Annotated in this window: 15 protein-coding genes and 1 tRNA gene; 12 read left to right on the top strand and 4 right to left on the bottom strand. The window is 66.8% G+C overall.

The features are described from left to right. Positions 1-20: 20 nt before the first annotated feature. The 4 genes from NWE53_RS26500 to NWE53_RS26515 all read left to right on the top strand — a co-directional run bounded on the left by NWE53_RS26500 (position 21) and on the right by NWE53_RS26515 (position 1,852). Positions 21-632 carry a phasin family protein gene (locus NWE53_RS26500; protein WP_265052273.1) on the top strand — a complete coding sequence of 204 codons (612 nt, stop codon included), beginning with the start codon at positions 21-23 and terminating at the stop codon, positions 630-632. Positions 633-779: 147 nt separating this feature from the next. Continuing rightward, positions 780-856, top strand: a tRNA-His gene (locus NWE53_RS26505). A gap of 189 nt (positions 857-1,045) precedes the next feature. Further along, entirely contained in the window at positions 1,046-1,474 is a 429-nt protein-coding gene (locus tag NWE53_RS26510; RefSeq protein ID WP_265052274.1) for an Hsp20 family protein, read from the top strand. Between the two features lie 111 nt (positions 1,475-1,585). Continuing rightward, the gene (locus NWE53_RS26515) at positions 1,586-1,852 is read left to right on the top strand and encodes a BQ00720 family protein (protein WP_265052275.1); all 267 of its coding nucleotides are present in this window, start codon (positions 1,586-1,588) and stop codon (positions 1,850-1,852) included. Positions 1,853-1,873: 21 nt separating this feature from the next. Here the strand turns inward: NWE53_RS26515 and NWE53_RS26520 are convergent, their stop codons facing one another. Continuing rightward, entirely contained in the window at positions 1,874-2,650 is a 777-nt protein-coding gene (locus NWE53_RS26520) for an alpha/beta hydrolase (RefSeq protein ID WP_265052276.1), read from the bottom strand. Between the two features lie 107 nt (positions 2,651-2,757). On the opposite strand from NWE53_RS26520, the gene NWE53_RS26525 reads away from it, so the two are divergent. After that, positions 2,758-3,975, top strand: a complete 1,218-nt coding sequence (locus NWE53_RS26525; RefSeq protein ID WP_265052277.1) for a glycosyltransferase family 4 protein — start codon at positions 2,758-2,760, stop codon at positions 3,973-3,975. A 117-nt stretch (positions 3,976-4,092) separates the two neighbouring features. Beyond that, complete coding sequence (infC, locus tag NWE53_RS26530; protein WP_265055037.1) at positions 4,093-4,635, top strand: translation initiation factor IF-3; 543 nt, start codon at positions 4,093-4,095, stop codon at positions 4,633-4,635. A gap of 66 nt (positions 4,636-4,701) precedes the next feature. Here the strand turns inward: infC and NWE53_RS26535 are convergent, their stop codons facing one another. Then, positions 4,702-5,298, bottom strand: coding sequence for a TetR/AcrR family transcriptional regulator (locus NWE53_RS26535; RefSeq protein ID WP_265052278.1), 597 nt, complete (start codon positions 5,296-5,298; stop codon positions 4,702-4,704). A gap of 108 nt (positions 5,299-5,406) precedes the next feature. Between NWE53_RS26535 and NWE53_RS26540 the strand changes: the two genes are divergently transcribed. Beyond that, the gene (locus tag NWE53_RS26540) at positions 5,407-6,615 is read left to right on the top strand and encodes an MFS transporter (protein ID WP_265052279.1); all 1,209 of its coding nucleotides are present in this window, start codon (positions 5,407-5,409) and stop codon (positions 6,613-6,615) included. 81 nt (positions 6,616-6,696) lie between these two features. Here the strand turns inward: NWE53_RS26540 and NWE53_RS26545 are convergent, their stop codons facing one another. After that, the gene (locus tag NWE53_RS26545; RefSeq protein ID WP_265052280.1) at positions 6,697-7,722 is read right to left on the bottom strand and encodes an amino acid ABC transporter substrate-binding protein; all 1,026 of its coding nucleotides are present in this window, start codon (positions 7,720-7,722) and stop codon (positions 6,697-6,699) included. 270 nt (positions 7,723-7,992) lie between these two features. On the opposite strand from NWE53_RS26545, the gene rpmI reads away from it, so the two are divergent. Continuing rightward, positions 7,993-8,193, top strand: coding sequence for a 50S ribosomal protein L35 (gene rpmI / locus NWE53_RS26550; RefSeq protein ID WP_131860007.1), 201 nt, complete (start codon positions 7,993-7,995; stop codon positions 8,191-8,193). A 28-nt stretch (positions 8,194-8,221) separates the two neighbouring features. Then, the gene (gene rplT / locus NWE53_RS26555) at positions 8,222-8,596 is read left to right on the top strand and encodes a 50S ribosomal protein L20 (protein ID WP_265052281.1); all 375 of its coding nucleotides are present in this window, start codon (positions 8,222-8,224) and stop codon (positions 8,594-8,596) included. Between the two features lie 165 nt (positions 8,597-8,761). Here rplT and NWE53_RS26560 read toward each other — a convergent pair whose 3' ends face one another. Further along, the gene (locus tag NWE53_RS26560; RefSeq protein ID WP_265055038.1) at positions 8,762-9,538 is read right to left on the bottom strand and encodes an LOG family protein; all 777 of its coding nucleotides are present in this window, start codon (positions 9,536-9,538) and stop codon (positions 8,762-8,764) included. A gap of 114 nt (positions 9,539-9,652) precedes the next feature. On the opposite strand from NWE53_RS26560, the gene pheS reads away from it, so the two are divergent. The 3 genes from pheS to pheT are packed head-to-tail and all read left to right on the top strand — an operon-like array spanning position 9,653 to position 14,397. Further along, positions 9,653-10,735: a phenylalanine--tRNA ligase subunit alpha gene (gene pheS / locus NWE53_RS26565; protein WP_265052282.1), complete on the top strand. Its 1,083-nt coding sequence runs from the start codon at positions 9,653-9,655 to the stop codon at positions 10,733-10,735. 28 nt (positions 10,736-10,763) lie between these two features. After that, the gene (locus NWE53_RS26570; protein WP_265052283.1) at positions 10,764-11,945 is read left to right on the top strand and encodes a ceramide glucosyltransferase; all 1,182 of its coding nucleotides are present in this window, start codon (positions 10,764-10,766) and stop codon (positions 11,943-11,945) included. 28 nt (positions 11,946-11,973) lie between these two features. Beyond that, complete coding sequence (pheT, locus tag NWE53_RS26575; protein WP_265052284.1) at positions 11,974-14,397, top strand: phenylalanine--tRNA ligase subunit beta; 2,424 nt, start codon at positions 11,974-11,976, stop codon at positions 14,395-14,397. Positions 14,398-14,420 lie beyond the last annotated feature (23 nt).

Below are 14,420 nucleotides of genomic sequence, written 5' to 3' on the forward strand. Positions count from 1 at the left end.
TTAAGGCGGATCGGCCTGCCGTGACACCGGTCTCCGTCGCTGCCAAGAAGGCGGCGCCGGCCAAGAAAGCAGCTTCGGCCAAGATCCGCATCGAGAAGCCGGTCGCCAAGGTCGTTGCGCCGAAGATTGCTGCCAAGGCCGCTCCCGCTGCGCCGAAGGTGGCCCCGCAAGCTCCCGCGCCTCAGAAGGCCACTCCCAAAACCATCGCCAAGCCCGCCGCGCCGAAGGCGACATCAGCGCCGGCGAACGCCGCTGTGGCTGCACCTCCTGCCAGGACGATCCAGCCGGTCGCTGCACCCGCTCCTGCGCCCGCCAAGCCGGTGCAGCCGGTATCGCTCGATTCGCTGCCTCTGCCGCGGCCGCCCGAGGCTGTCACCGTCGCGTCCGCAACCGTGATGAGCCAGGCGCTGACGATGGCGCGGGCTTTCGGCGCCTTGCAGGCCCGCATGCTCGACCATGCCTGCGCGGAACTGGAAGCGACGTTGCACGACGCCCAGACGGTGGCGCGCAGCAACAGCGCGTCCGAAGCCATCACGCTTCAGGCCAAGGCGGTTCGCCGCAGCTACGAATCCTACGCGGACCATCTCAAGGAGCTTGCGCGCGTCGCCAATGCCGCCTTGCGCAAGGATTGATGGGCCACTGTGATCGGCGCGCGCTCGGGCGCGCCGAAATTCAGCCGGCCGAATGCATTACGCGGTTGCAAAAGCAAAAACTCGGCACTAGGGTCCGCGCCGCTGGTGACCCCGCCGAGGCGGCTGGTTGCAAGGCCCAAGGTACGGGCAGCCATAGCTCAGTTGGTTAGAGCGCTAGATTGTGGATCTAGAGGTCCCCCGTTCAAGCCGGGGTGGCTGTACCATCTTTTCGACGAGAATCCTGAAGCGACCGTCGGCTGGCCAGGGCTCTCCGGTGCCTGTTCGGCTCCTCTTGAAGCAAGGCCCGCGGTTCGCCATATCCTTGCCGAGCGAAAGGGTTCGCCTTTCGCCCGCGGGGTGCTGCCGGCTGCGGGTCCCGATGATAGTGAGGCGCCTTTCGAGGGCCTGGATAGATGACGCGTACGCCTAGCCTGTCCCATCCGTTCCTGCTCGGCTTCGACGACATCGAGCGTGCGCTCGACCGTGTCGCCAAGGGCGCGAGCGAGGGTTATCCGCCCTACAACATCGAGCGGCTGCCCCGGACGGAGGACGAGCCCGATCGCCTGCGCATCACGCTGGCCGTTGCGGGCTTCTCGCGCGAGCAGCTCGAGATCACGCTGGAGGAGAACCAGCTCACGATCCGTGGCCGCCAGAGCGACGACAAGAATCGCCAGTTCCTGCACCGCGGGATCGCGGCCCGTCAGTTCCAGCGCAGCTTCCTGCTGGCCGACGGCATGCAGGTCCTTGGTGCGGATTTGTCGAACGGCCTGCTCGCGATCGATCTGGTCAGGCCGGAACCGGAACGGCTCATCCGGCGTATCGATATCATGAGCCGCGAGTAGAGGACGGAGTCCCGTCCAGCTTTTGAAGGATGCGTCAGCGGTTTTCGCATCTGTTCATAATTGAAGGCGCAGTATCAGAACCGCATTCGCACTGCTCTGAAGGAGGGCGCGATGAAACAGGACAGAATCCTTATCCAGGCCGACCCGCTGACCCCTGCGGAATTCGCCGCGCTCGGCGCCGGCGAAGTGGCCTATGTCAAGCCGATGACCTCGGACGAGCTGATGCGGATCTTCCCGCAGGCGCCGAAGATCGAATCAGGCTTGCAGCTCTTCACCCTGCTCTCGGCCGATGGCGCGCCGATCCTCGTGACGGATACGCGCGAGGCTGCGACGGCCAATGCCTGGGAGCACGACCTGAAGATGGTCAGCGTCCACTGACGCTGACCGCCCTTCCGGCGTTCAGGGCGCGGTCGCCATTCCGGCGACTGCCATTTGCAGCCGCACGATATCTTCCGGCGTGGACAGGCGGTGATCGCCATCTTTGATCAGCGTCAGCACGACCGGATCGCCGCTCAGGTGCTCGACCAGCTTCAAGGCCTGGCGCCAGGGCACGTCGGGATCGCGCATGCCCTGCAGGATATGGACGGGGCATCCAGCCCGGATTTCGCCGCCGAACATCAGGTGCTGCCGCCCGTCCTCGATCAGGGCGCGGGTGATCGGCGTCGGGTCCGGTGAATACTCGGAAGGGCGCAGCCAGACGCCTTCGTCCAGGATCGCCCGGCGGATCGCGTCGGGCATCTGCGCCCACATCAGTTCCTCGGAGAAATCGACCGCCGGCGCGATCAATACCAGGCCGGCCGGCTGCAACGGCGTCCCGAACAGGCGGCGCGCCGCGAGCAGCGCGATCCAGCCGCCCATCGATGATCCCACCAGGATCGGAGGCTGGCGGCACTGACTCTCGATGGCAGCGAGCGCATCGGCCAGCCAGTGCGACAGGGTGAAGCCGGCGAAGTCGCCTTCGCTCTCGCCATGGCCGCCATAGTCGAAGCGCAGATAGGCGCGCCCGGTGTCATAGGCCCAGTCTGACAGGGCCTCGGCCTTGGTCGCGCGCATGTCGGAGCGGAAGCCGCCGAGCCAGACCACGGGCGCCCCGGTGCCCTGCTGAAAGAGATAGGCGAGGCGGCGCCGATCAGGGCCGTTTCCGACGTCGAGCCATTGCGGCGGCTGGCGCTCCAAGGCAAATCTCCTGTGACGAATCGCTTGGCCGCGGCGATTAAAGGCTGCGGTCGCGGCCGCATAGGGGCATATTCGCCCCCGTTCACGAAAGTCCAGACCAAGAGCGCATGTCCTTCAAGCCGGGTGCCCATCTTTCGCTGCCGTCGACCGAAACGCATCCGCTGGCGGGGCGGACGATCCTGCAGATCATCCCCGAGTTGGAGGCCGGCGGAGCCGAGCGCACGGCGGTCGACATCGCCAAGGGGCTGACGGATGCCGGCGCCCGCGCTCTGGTCGCGACCGAGGGCGGGCGCCTCGTCGCTGAGCTTCAGGCCAAGGGGGGTGTCTGGCTGCCCTTCCCGGCGGCCTCGAAGAATCCGGTCGCGATGGCGCTCAACATCCGCAAGCTCGTGCTGCTCTGCCGGCAGGAGGGCGTGGAACTGATCCATGCCCGCTCGCGCGCGCCGGCCTGGGTCGCGCTCGGCGCGGCGAAGCTGCTGAAGCTGCCCTTCGTCACCACCTATCACGGCTCCTACAACAGCCGTTCGGCGGTGAAGACGCTCTATAATTCGGTGATGACGCGCGGCGACGTCGTCATCGCCAACTCCGGCTATACGGCCGAACTGATCCTGTCGAAGCACCCGATGGCGCGCGAGCGGATCAGGGTCGTCAACCGTGGCACCAATTTCTCGGCCTTCGCGCCGGCTGCCGTCGGCGCCGAGCGGGTCCAGGCGCTGCGCAAGGCCTGGGGCGTCGAGCCGCATCAGCGCATCGTCCTGCTGCCCGGCCGGCTGACCGGCTGGAAAGGCCAGCGTGTGCTGATCGAGGCCGCGCGGCTGATGCGCGATGGCGGCGATGGCGAAACGGCCTTCATCCTCGCCGGCGATGCGCAAGGGCGGGACGCCTACGTCAAGGAACTCGACGGGCTCATCGCAAAGGCGGGGCTGGAGGGCCGTGTCAGGCGCGTCGGCCATTGCACGGACATGCCCGCCGCGATGCTGTCGGCTGCGGTCGTCGCCGTGCCGTCGACGGAGCCCGAAGCTTTCGGCCGCGTCGCTGTCGAGGCGCAGGCGATGGGTACGCCCGTCGTGGTCTCCGATCTCGGCGCCGTACCGGAAACGGTGCTCGCCCCGCCGCAGGTCGCGCCGGGAGAGCGCACCGGCTGGCATATCCCGCCGGGCGATCCGGCCGCTTTGGCGGCTGGGTTGAGCGAGGCGTTGGCGCTGCGTCCGTCCGCTCGCGATGCCCTGGCGAGGCGGGCGCGCGAACATGTCGAGAAGCATTTTTCGCTCGAGTCGATGGTGACGGAAACCCTCGATGTCTACTGCGCGTTGCTGGAACGCTGAGGCGCCACGGCCCAGGTGAATGGCTGCCGCAGCGGCGTCATGCATTGACAACGCGCATCTTTGTGCAATGTGTCTCAATCAACGGCGCGATACGCGCCAAATGCAGGAGAATACCCCATTCGTCGCCCTTACCGTGCTGCCCCGACCCCGACCAAGGAAGGTCCCCGTTCGAACCGTGATATTCGCGGAGTTCGCGAGGTTCAGCTCATCGACGACACAGGCGCCAACCGTGGCGTGGTGTCGTTCTTCGAGGCGCTGAAGATCGCCGAGGATGCCGGTCTCGACCTCGTCGAGATCGCCCCGAACTCCGTGCCGCCTGTCTGCAAGATTCTCGATTACGGCCGTTTCCGCTTCCTGGAGCAGAAGAAGGCGGCGGAGGCGCGCAAGAAGCAGCGCACCATCGAGATCAAGGAGATCAAGCTGCGTCCCGGCATCGACAAGCACGATTACGACGTGAAGATGAAGGCGATGCATGGCTTCTTCGAGGAGGGCGACAAGGTGAAGGTCACCCTGCGCTTCCGCGGCCGCGAGATGGCTCACCAGGATCTCGGCGTGAAGGTGCTGGAGCGCGTCAAGGTCGATACGGCCGAGTTCGCCAAGGTCGAAAGCGACTGGCAGCTGGAAGGCCGCCAGATGGTGATGGTCCTGGCGCCGCGCTGAGGCGCCCGTCTGTCCAGCGATCTCGTTCAAGGCAGATCGAGAAGGGGCGCCTCCGGGCGCCCTTTCTCATTTCGGCCGGTGCAACAAGCCGTCGAGCATCGCGTTGAAGGCGTCGGTCGCCGCCTGTAGGGCGGCTTCCGGTTGCGGGGCATGCGCGATCCATTGGGCCGCATGCTGGGTGGCGCCGACGATCAGCCGCGCCACGGCTTCCGGGTCGAGCGGCGCCAGCGCGCCGTCCGCGACGAGTTCGCCGAGGCCCCGGGTCATCATGCGGATACAGTCGTTCTGGATCGGCCAGTTCCAGGGGTCGCCGAGCACGGCAGGCCCGTCGCGCAGGACGATGCGCTGGATCTCTGGCTCCAGCGCCATCGCGAGATAGGCGGCGCATTCGTCGCGGAACCCGGTCCAGCGATCCTCCGCCTTGGCCGCGACGGCGCGCAGCCGCACAGTCATTTCCGCGTCGATCTGGTCCAGAACCGCCGCAAAAAGTCCCTTCTTGTCGCCGAAATGGTGATAGAGCGCGCCGCGGGTCAGCCCGGCCGAAGCGGTCAGGTCGTCCATCGATGCTGCCGCATAGCCGACCGTGCCGAACGCCTCGCGCGCCGCCGAAATCAGGCTGGCGCGGGTTTCCGCGATCATGTCGGCGCGAAGCCTGCGAGCCATCATAACCCTTTCACATACGGTTCGTATGTTAATTGACATACGCAACGTATGCAATTACCCATTCGCATACGCGGCGTATGTCCGCTCTTCCTTCGGGACAAGCCTGTCATGCCGAATCCCTATGGCGAGATTTTCCGCGCGCCCGGCGCGCTCGCCTTTTCGTCCGCCGGCTTCGTCGCGCGCCTGCCTGCCTCGATGGTCGGGCTCGGCATCGTCACCATGCTGTCGGAACGGCGCGGGGAATACGCCATCGCCGGTGCGGTCGCCGCGACCTTCGCGCTCGCCAGCGCGCTGATCACGCCGCAAATCTCGCGCCTCGTCGATCGTTACGGCCAGCGCCGCGTGCTGATGCCGGCCACAGTGGCGGCAGCCTTGGCGCTGAGCGCGTTGATGCTGTCGACATGGGCGGGGGCCCCCAGCTGGCTGCTCTTCGTCTTCGCGCTGCTCTCCGGCCTGATGCCGAGCATCGGCGCGATGGTGAGGGCACGCTGGACCGAGTTCTACCGCGATACGCCGCAATTGCGCACGGCCTTCGCCTTCGAATCGGTGGTCGACGAGATCATCTTCATGGTCGGGCCGATCGTCGCGATCGGGCTGAGCGTCAGCCTGTTTCCCGAAGCCGGGCCGCTGGCCGCGCTGCTGTTCCTGGTCGTCGGCGTGCCGCTGCTCTGTGTCCAGCGGCGCACCGAGCCGCCCGTCCGCGCCGATGCCGCGGATGCCGATGTCTCGGTCATCCGGCTTGGCGGCGTGCAGGTCGTCGTGCTCGCCATGATCGCGGTCGGTGCCATCTTCGGCACTGCCGAGATCACCGCCGTCGCCTTCGCCGAAGCGCAGGGCCAGAAGGCGATGGCGAGCGTCGTGCTTGCCATCTATGCGGCGGGCTCGCTGATCGTCGGCCTCGTCTTCGGCACGCTCAAGCTCAAGGCCACCCTCGCCACGCAGTTCCTCGCCGCGATCACGCTCGCGGCCCTGACGACGCTGCCCTTGCTGGCAGTCGAGGGACTGGTGTCGCTGGCGCTGGTCTTCTTCCTGGCGGGGGCGGCGGTCTCGCCGACGATCATCATCGCCATGGGGCTGATCGAGCGCCTGGTCTCGCCGCGCCAGCTCACCGAGGGCATGACATGGGGCATTACCGGCATCGGCATCGGCATGGCCTTCGGCGCCTCGGCGGCCGGCGCGCTGATCGATGCCTTCGGCGCCCGCAGCGGCTTCTGGATCTCGGTCGCCGCCGGCGTCGCGGCGCTGCTCGTCACGCTCATCGGCTACAGCCGGCTGCTCGGGGAACGCAAGCAGGCCGTGCTCTGCGAAGCGGCCTGAGCGGCTTCGAACGAAAAGGGCCGCCCCTTCGGAAGAGGCGGCCCGTTCTTCTCAATCGCTACCTCGGCGAAGCCGTCAGCCTCAGCGAATTGGTGGGGCGTATTGCAGACCGCCCTGGGTCCAGAGCTTGTTGGCGCCGCGCGGCAGTGGGTTGCGCGTGTTCGGCCCGAAATGCCGATCGAAGCTCTCGCCGTAGTTGCCGACAGCTTTGACGACCCGCACGACCCAGTCGTTGCTGAGGCCGAGCGCCTCGCCGAATTTGCCTTCGCTGCCGAGCATGCGGCGGATTTCGGGATTCTGCGAAGTCTTCGCCATCTCCTCGACATTGGCCTGCGTCACGCCGAACTCCTCGGCATTGATCAGCGCGAAGACCGTCCAGCGCACGATGTCGAACCAGGCCGGATCGTTCTTGCGAACCCAGGGGCCGAGCGGCTCCTTGGAAATGACCTGCTGCAGCAGCACATGCTCCTCCGGGTCCTTCAGCCTGCCGCGCGTACCGGCAAGCGACGAGAGGTCGGTGGTGTAGGCATCGCAGCGGCCCGCCTCATAGGCCTGCACGGTGTCGTCAAGGGTGGCGAAAGCGACGGTCTCGAACTTGATGCCATTCGTCCGGCCATAGTCGGCGAGGTTGAGCTCGGTCGTCGTGCCCTGCGCCACACAGACCGAGGCGCCGTTCAGGTCCTTGACGTCTTTCACATTGAGCTTCTTGCGGACGATGAAGCCCTGGCCATCGTAGTAGTTGACTGCCGTGAAGGTCAGGCCCTGGCCGATGTCGCGGCCGAGCGTCCAGGTCGTGGTGCGGGCGAGCACGTCGATCTCGCCGCTCTGGAGCGCGACGAGCCGGTTCTTGCTCGACAGCGACAGATAGCTCGCCTTTTTCGGGTCGTTGAAGATCGCCGCCGCCAGGGCGCGGCAGACGTCGGTGTCGAAGCCCTGCCAGATGCCGTTGCCATCCTGCAGCGAGAAGCCGGGCACGCCTTCGCTGGTGCCGCAGATGATGTTGCCGCGGGCTTTGATCTTGTCGAGCGTGGATTGGGCAAGCGCAGGGGCCGAGGCGGCAGCCGTCAAGGCCAGGCCGGCGGCGAGGCTAAGCAGAAACTTCTTCACAGAGGGATTCTCCAGATGCGGAACGTGACGGATGACCTTACGTCGTGACAAGTGTTTGAAGGAAGAGCGCAGATACCGGGCGTTTTTCCCGGCGGCCTCTCGCCGCGTTGCCGGCTTCGCACTTGCCAGAGCGGCGCTTTTCTGCGATAGGGCCGGCCTTCGATCGCCCGGCTGATAAGGGCTGCCGTGGCGGTCGTGCTTCGCTTCCTGAAAGCAAGACATTGGCAACGCGTTCAAAAAACGTGCGGCCACGACCATTGAGGAGCTGAAATGCCCAAGATCAAGACGAAGTCGAGCGCTAAAAAGCGCTTCAAGATCACCGGTACCGGCAAGGTGCTCTACGCCCAGGCCGGCAAGCGTCACGGGATGATCAAGCGGACCAACAAGCAGATCCGCAACCACCGCGGCACGACGACCCTCTTCGAGGGCGATGCGGCCAACGTGAAGAAGTACTTCCTCCCCAACGGCTGACGCCACCTGACACACCGGAGATCATGACATGGCTCGCGTGAAACGGGGCGTGACTGCCCACGCCAAGCACAAGAAGACACTCAAGGCCGCCAAGGGCTTCTATGGCCGCCGCAAGAATACGATCCGCGCCGCCAAGGCGGCCGTCGATCGCTCGATGCAGTACGCCTATCGCGACCGCAAGAACAAGAAGCGCTCGTTCCGCGCGCTCTGGATCCAGCGCCTCAACGCTGCGGTGCGCGAGCACGGCCTGACTTATTCGGTCTTCATCGGCGGCCTGATCAAGGCCGGCATCGAGCTCGACCGCAAGACCCTGTCGGCCATGGCGATCGACGACGTGGCATCGTTCACGGCCGTGGTCGAGACCGTCAAGGGCGCGCTCGGCGCCGAAGCCAAGGCCGCCTGAGCGGACTGGTATCGCTGAATTGGAAAAGGCCGGCGGTGACGCCGGCCTTTTTCTTTGGCGATGTGGCATGGGCACGTCATTCTCGGGCGACCGAAGGGGGACCCGAGAATCTTTGGACGAAGGAGGCGCCGTGTCACAGGGGCCTTTCCGGGGAGAGCGGAAGGGTCAGCTCTGCACGCTGCCGTTCGTCGGCGGGTTCCAGCCATCGCCGGCGCCTTCGACGATCCGGTCATAGGCTTGCTCGGGCGTGTCGACATAGCTGAAGAGCTTCAGGTCCTCAGGGCGGATGAAGCCGGCGGCCGCCATCCTGTCGAGGTTGAGCAGGCCCTGCCAGTAGCCGGAATCGTAGAGCACGATCGGCACCGGCCCCATCTTGCCCGTCTGCACCAGCGTGATGATCTCGAACAGCTCGTCGAGCGTGCCGAAGCCGCCGGGGAAGACCACGAGCGCCGCAGCGCGCATGGCGAGATGCATCTTGCGCATTGCGAAATAGTGGAAGCGGAAGGTCAGGTCGGGCGTCGACCAGGCGTTCGGCTCCTGCTCGTGGGGCAGGGTGATGTTGAAGCCGATCGAGATCGCGCCGGCCTCGGTCGCGCCGCGATTGGCCGCTTCCATGATGCCCGGCCCGCCGCCGGTGGCGATGACGTGGTGGCGCCCGGCCTCGCCGTCGCGCAGCGCGCCGCCGCGTTCGGAGGCGATGCGGCCGAACTGCCGGGCGGCTTCGTACCAGGGGTTGCCCTCGCGCACCCGCGCCGAGCCGAAGACCACGATCGTCGAGACGACGCCGCGCGCCCGCAGATGATTCTCCGCCTTCTGGTATTCCAGCAGGAAGCGTACGCCGCGGGTCGAATCGCCGAGGATGAAATCGGGGTCGCGGGCGGCGAGCCGATAGGAGGGCGATTCCTTCTGGGCGGTGTTGTCGGGCAAGGCATCCTCCTGCATCGGCATCGACGAAGCTGAACCTGTTCGGCAAAGCGTCGCTTCGCTCTGGCATAAGCCGGCTGTTCCCGCTAGAACGCGCCCGTTCCCACGCCTTCAACGCTTGCGACCCATTCAATGACCGATATCGCCACCCTGGAACGCGACGTCCTCGCCGCGATCGACACCGCCTCCGACGAAACTGCCGTCGAGGATGTGCGCATCGCCGCGCTCGGCAAGTCCGGCTCGATCTCGGCGTTGCTGAAGACGCTGGGCGCGATGACGCCCGACGAGCGCAAGGAGAAGGGCCCGCTGATCAACGGCCTGCGCGACCGAGTGCAGGGCGCTATCGCGGCCCGTAAGGAAGCGCTCGGCGAGGCGGCGCTGGAGACGAGGCTCGCCTCCGAGCGCGTCGACGTGTCGCTGCCGGTTCAGGATGGCCCGGAAGCGCGGGGCCGCATCCACCCGATCAGCCAGGTCATCGACGAGATCACCGCGATCTTCGGAGACATGGGCTTCGCCATCGCCGAGGGGCCGGATGTCGAGACCGACGACCTCAACTTCACCAAGCTGAACTTCCCGGTCGGCCACCCCGCCCGCGAGATGCACGACACCTTCTTCTTCGCGCCGGATGCCAATGGCGAGCGCAAGCTGCTGAGGACTCACACCTCGCCGGTGCAGGTCCGCACGATGCTGGCGCAGGAGCCGCCGATCCGCGTGATCTGCCCGGGCCGGACCTACCGCAACGATTCCGACCAGACCCACACCCCGATGTTCCATCAGGTCGAGGGTCTCGTCATCGACAAGACTGCCCATCTCGGCCATCTTAAGTGGATCCTGGAGGAGTTCTGCAAGTCCTTCTTCGAGATCGACGATGTGAAGATGCGCTTCCGCCCGTCCTTCTTCCCCTTCACCGAGCCCTCGATGGAGGTCGACATCCAGTGCTCGCGCAAGGGCGGCGAGATCCGCTTCGGCGAGGGCGAGGACTGGCTGGAGATCCTCGGCTGCGGCATGGTCCATCCGAACGTACTGCGCAATTGCGGGCTCGACCCGGAAGTCTATCAGGGCTTCGCCTGGGGCATGGGCATCGACCGCATCGCCATGCTGAAATACGGCATGCCGGACCTGCGCCCCTTCTTCGAAGCTGACGTGCGCTGGCTCGCCCATTACGGCTTCCGCCCGCTCGACCTGCCGACGCTGACGGGCGGCCTTTCTTCATGATGCAGTGGACCGGCCAGGGGAGGGCGCGATGACGCCTGCGGGCTGGGCGGCGCTGTTTGCCGGGCTGCTGAGCGCGACGAACCTGGCGAGCCAGGCCATCGCGCTCCGGCGGCTGCGCCGGCCTTTGCAACGCTCGGTCCTGCTCGACACCTTGCCGCCGGTCACCATTGTCAGGCCTGTGCGCGGCATCGAGGCCTTCAGCCGCGAGACGGCGATCTCCGGGCTTGAGCTCGACTATCCCAGCTACAGCACGATCTTCTGCGTCGCCGATGCGCAGGACCCGATCGTTCCGCTGGTCGAGGAATTGATCGGCATCTACGGCGCCGACAAGGTCAGGCTGATCATCGGCGACGTCGCGGTCAGCGCCAATCCAAAGCTGAACAATTGCGTGCGCGGCTGGGAGGAGGCGACGACCGACTGGGTCATCCTCGCCGATTCCAACGTGCTGATGCCGAAGGATTACATCAAGCGCATGCTCGCCGCCTGGCAGCCTGCCACCGGGCTCGTCTGCTCGACGCCGGCCGGCTCCCGGCCGCAGAGCTTCGGCGCCGAGGTCGAATGCGCCTTCCTCAACGCCTTCCAGGCACGCTGGCAATATGTCGGCGAAGCCTTGGGGCTGGGCTTCGCGCAGGGCAAGTCGATGCTCTGGAACAAGCCCTTCCTCGACGCGCTGGGCGGTATCGCCGCGCTCGGCGCCGAGATCGCCGAGGATGCCGCCGCGACCAAGCTCGTGCGCGGCGCCGGCAAGCATGTCCATCTCGTCGGCCAGCCCTTTGAGCAGCCGCTCGGCCCGCGCCGCCTGGCGGATGCGGTGCAGCGCCAGTTCCGCTGGGCGCGGCTGCGGCGCGTGACGTTCCTGCCGTTCTTCATGCTGGAGCTCATCTCCGCACCGCTCCTGCCGGCCGTGCTGGCGGCCTTCGGCGCCCCGGCGCTGGGTTTGCCGTTCTGGCTGGGGCCGCTTCTGGTGCTGCTGCTCTGGTATGTCGGCGACATCGTGCTGTCCGCCAGCGTCGGCTGGTTTCTGAACTGGCGTACGCCGCTCGCGATGCTGGTGCGAGACATCGCCTTCCCCGGTGTCTGGGCCTATGCCTTCGTCGGCGGGGAAGTGAGTTGGCGTGGCAACGCCATGAAGATCCGCACTGACGGCGCCAACGAGCTGAACGACACGACGCCGACGCTTTCGACGGCGAACTCGAAGATTTCCGACTGATCTGGCAAGCTATTGATCTGACAACGCGATGAAATTCACGATTTCCTGGCTCAAAGAGCACCTCGACACCGACGCCTCCGTCGCCGAGATCGCCGAAACCTTGACCCGCATCGGCCTCGAGGTCGAGGCGATCGAGGATCGCGCCGCCGCGTTCTCCGCCTTCACCATCGCCTATGTCATCGAGGCGAAGCAGCATCCCAACGCCGACCGGCTGCGCGTCTGCCTGGTCGATACCGGCGCGGGCGAGCCCGTGCAGGTGGTCTGCGGCGCGCCCAATGCCCGCACCGGGATGAAGGGCGTGTTCTCGCCGCCGGGCAGCTACATCCCCGGCAAGAAGATCACCCTCGGCAGGGGCGTGATCCGCGGCGTCGAATCGAACGGCATGCTGGTCTCCGAGGCCGAGCTCGAACTCTCCGACGACCATGACGGCATCATCGATCTGCCTGATGATGCGCCGGTCGGCCAGCCCTACGCGACTTATGCCGGGCTCGACGATGCCGTGATCGAGATCGCGGTGACCCCGAACCGGGCCGATGCGCTCGGCGTCGCCGGCATCGCGCGCGACCTCGCCGCTGCCGGCCTCGGCAAGCTCAAGACGCCGTCGGTACCGCCGGTACGCGGCAGCTTCCCATGCCCGGTCAAGGTTACGCTCGACTTCGCCGACGAGGACCGCAAGCTTTGCCCGGCTTTCGCGCTGCGTCTCGTGCGTGGCGTGAAGAACGGTCCGTCGCCGGACTGGCTGCAGGCGCGGCTGCGCGCCGTAGGCCTGCGCCCGATCAACGCGCTGGTCGACATCACCAACTTCATGACGCTCGACAGCAACCGCCCGCTGCACGTCTTCGACGCCGCCAAGGTGCAGGGCAACCTCACCGTGCGCCGCGCGAAGGCAGGCGAGACCATCCTCGCCCTCGACGGCAAGACCTATACGCTCACCGACGAGCAGGTCGTGATCGCCGATGAGCACGGCGTAGAGTCGCTCGCGGGCATCATGGGCGGCGAAGCCTCCGGCAGCAGCGAAACGACCACCGACGTGCTGATCGAGAGCGCGCTCTGGGATCCGCTCAATGTCGCCCGCTCGGGCCGCGCACTCGGCATCAACTCGGATGCGCGCTATCGCTTCGAGCGCGGCGTCGATCCCGATTTCGCCCGGCCCGGCCTCGACCTCGCCACGGCGATGGTCATCGATCTATGCGGCGGCGAGGCCTCCGAGATGGAGTTCGCCGGCGAATTGCCTGACAGCCCCGGCGCGATCGACTTCCCCTGGTCGGAGGTCAAGCGCCTCACCGGGCTCGACCTGCCGCAGGCGGAGATGAAGCTCGCGCTGACCTCGCTCGGCTTCCACGTCTCGGGCGCGGGGGACCGGGTCAAGGTCGCGCCGCCGTCCTGGCGCGCCGATGTCGGCGGCAAGGCGGATCTGGTCGAGGAGATCGTCCGCATAGCCGGCCTGGATCGCGTCGCCTCGACGCCGCTGCCGCGCATCAAGGGCGAGGTGGTCAAGCCGGTGCTGACCGTGCTGCAGAAGCGCACGCGCATCGCCAAGCGCACGCTCGCGGCGCGCGGCCTCGTCGAGGCCGTGACCTGGTCCTTCATCTCGCAGGATCAGGCCAGGCTCTTCGGCGGCGGCTCGCCCAAGCTCGCGCTCGCCAATCCGATCGCCGCCGATCTCTCCGACATGCGCCCCTCGTTGCTGCCGGGCCTGATCCGGGCTGCGCAGGCCAATGCCGATCGCGGCTTCCCCGATGTCGCGCTGTTCGAGGTCGGCCAGATCTTCAAGAGCGACGAGCCGGAAGGCCAGCTCATCGCCGCAACGGGCCTGCGCCGCGGTACGGCCCGCCTCGAAGGCGTCGGTCGCCATTGGGATGGCGGCGCCAAGCCGGTCGATGCCTTCGATGCCAAGGCCGATGTGCTCGGCCTGCTGGCCGGGCTCGGCGTGCCGACCGGTGGCCTGCAGATCGTTGCGGGCGGCCCGGTCTGGGCCCATCCCGGCCGCTCGGCCACGCTGCAGTTCGGCCCCAAAGGCATCGTCGGTGCCTTCGGCGAAATCCACCCGCGCATCCTCAAGGCGCTCGACGTCAAGGGGCCGCTCGTCGCCTTCGAGATCCATCTCGATGCGCTGCCGCTGCCGAAGTCCAAGCCGACCAAGGTCAAGCCGAAGCTAGCCCTCTCCGACTTCCAGCCGGTGACGCGCGACTTCGCCTTCATCGTCGACAAGGCGGTGGCGGCCGGAGATATGGCGAAGACCGCCCAGGGCGCGGACCGTGCCCTGATCGCCAATGTCGGCGTCTTCGATCTCTATGAGGGCGCGGGCGTCGACGCCGGCAAGAAGTCGGTCGCGCTCGCCGTGACGCTGCAGCCGACCGAGAAGACGCTGACCGAAGCCGAGATCGAGGCCGTCGGCACCAGGATCGTCGCCGAGATGGGCAAGCGCTACGGCGCGACTCTGCGCGGGTAACGCCGCCATCCAACGCGCGTCAT

It is taken from the genome of Bosea sp. NBC_00550 (assembly GCF_026020075.1).
Classification (GTDB): domain Bacteria; phylum Pseudomonadota; class Alphaproteobacteria; order Rhizobiales; family Beijerinckiaceae; genus Allobosea.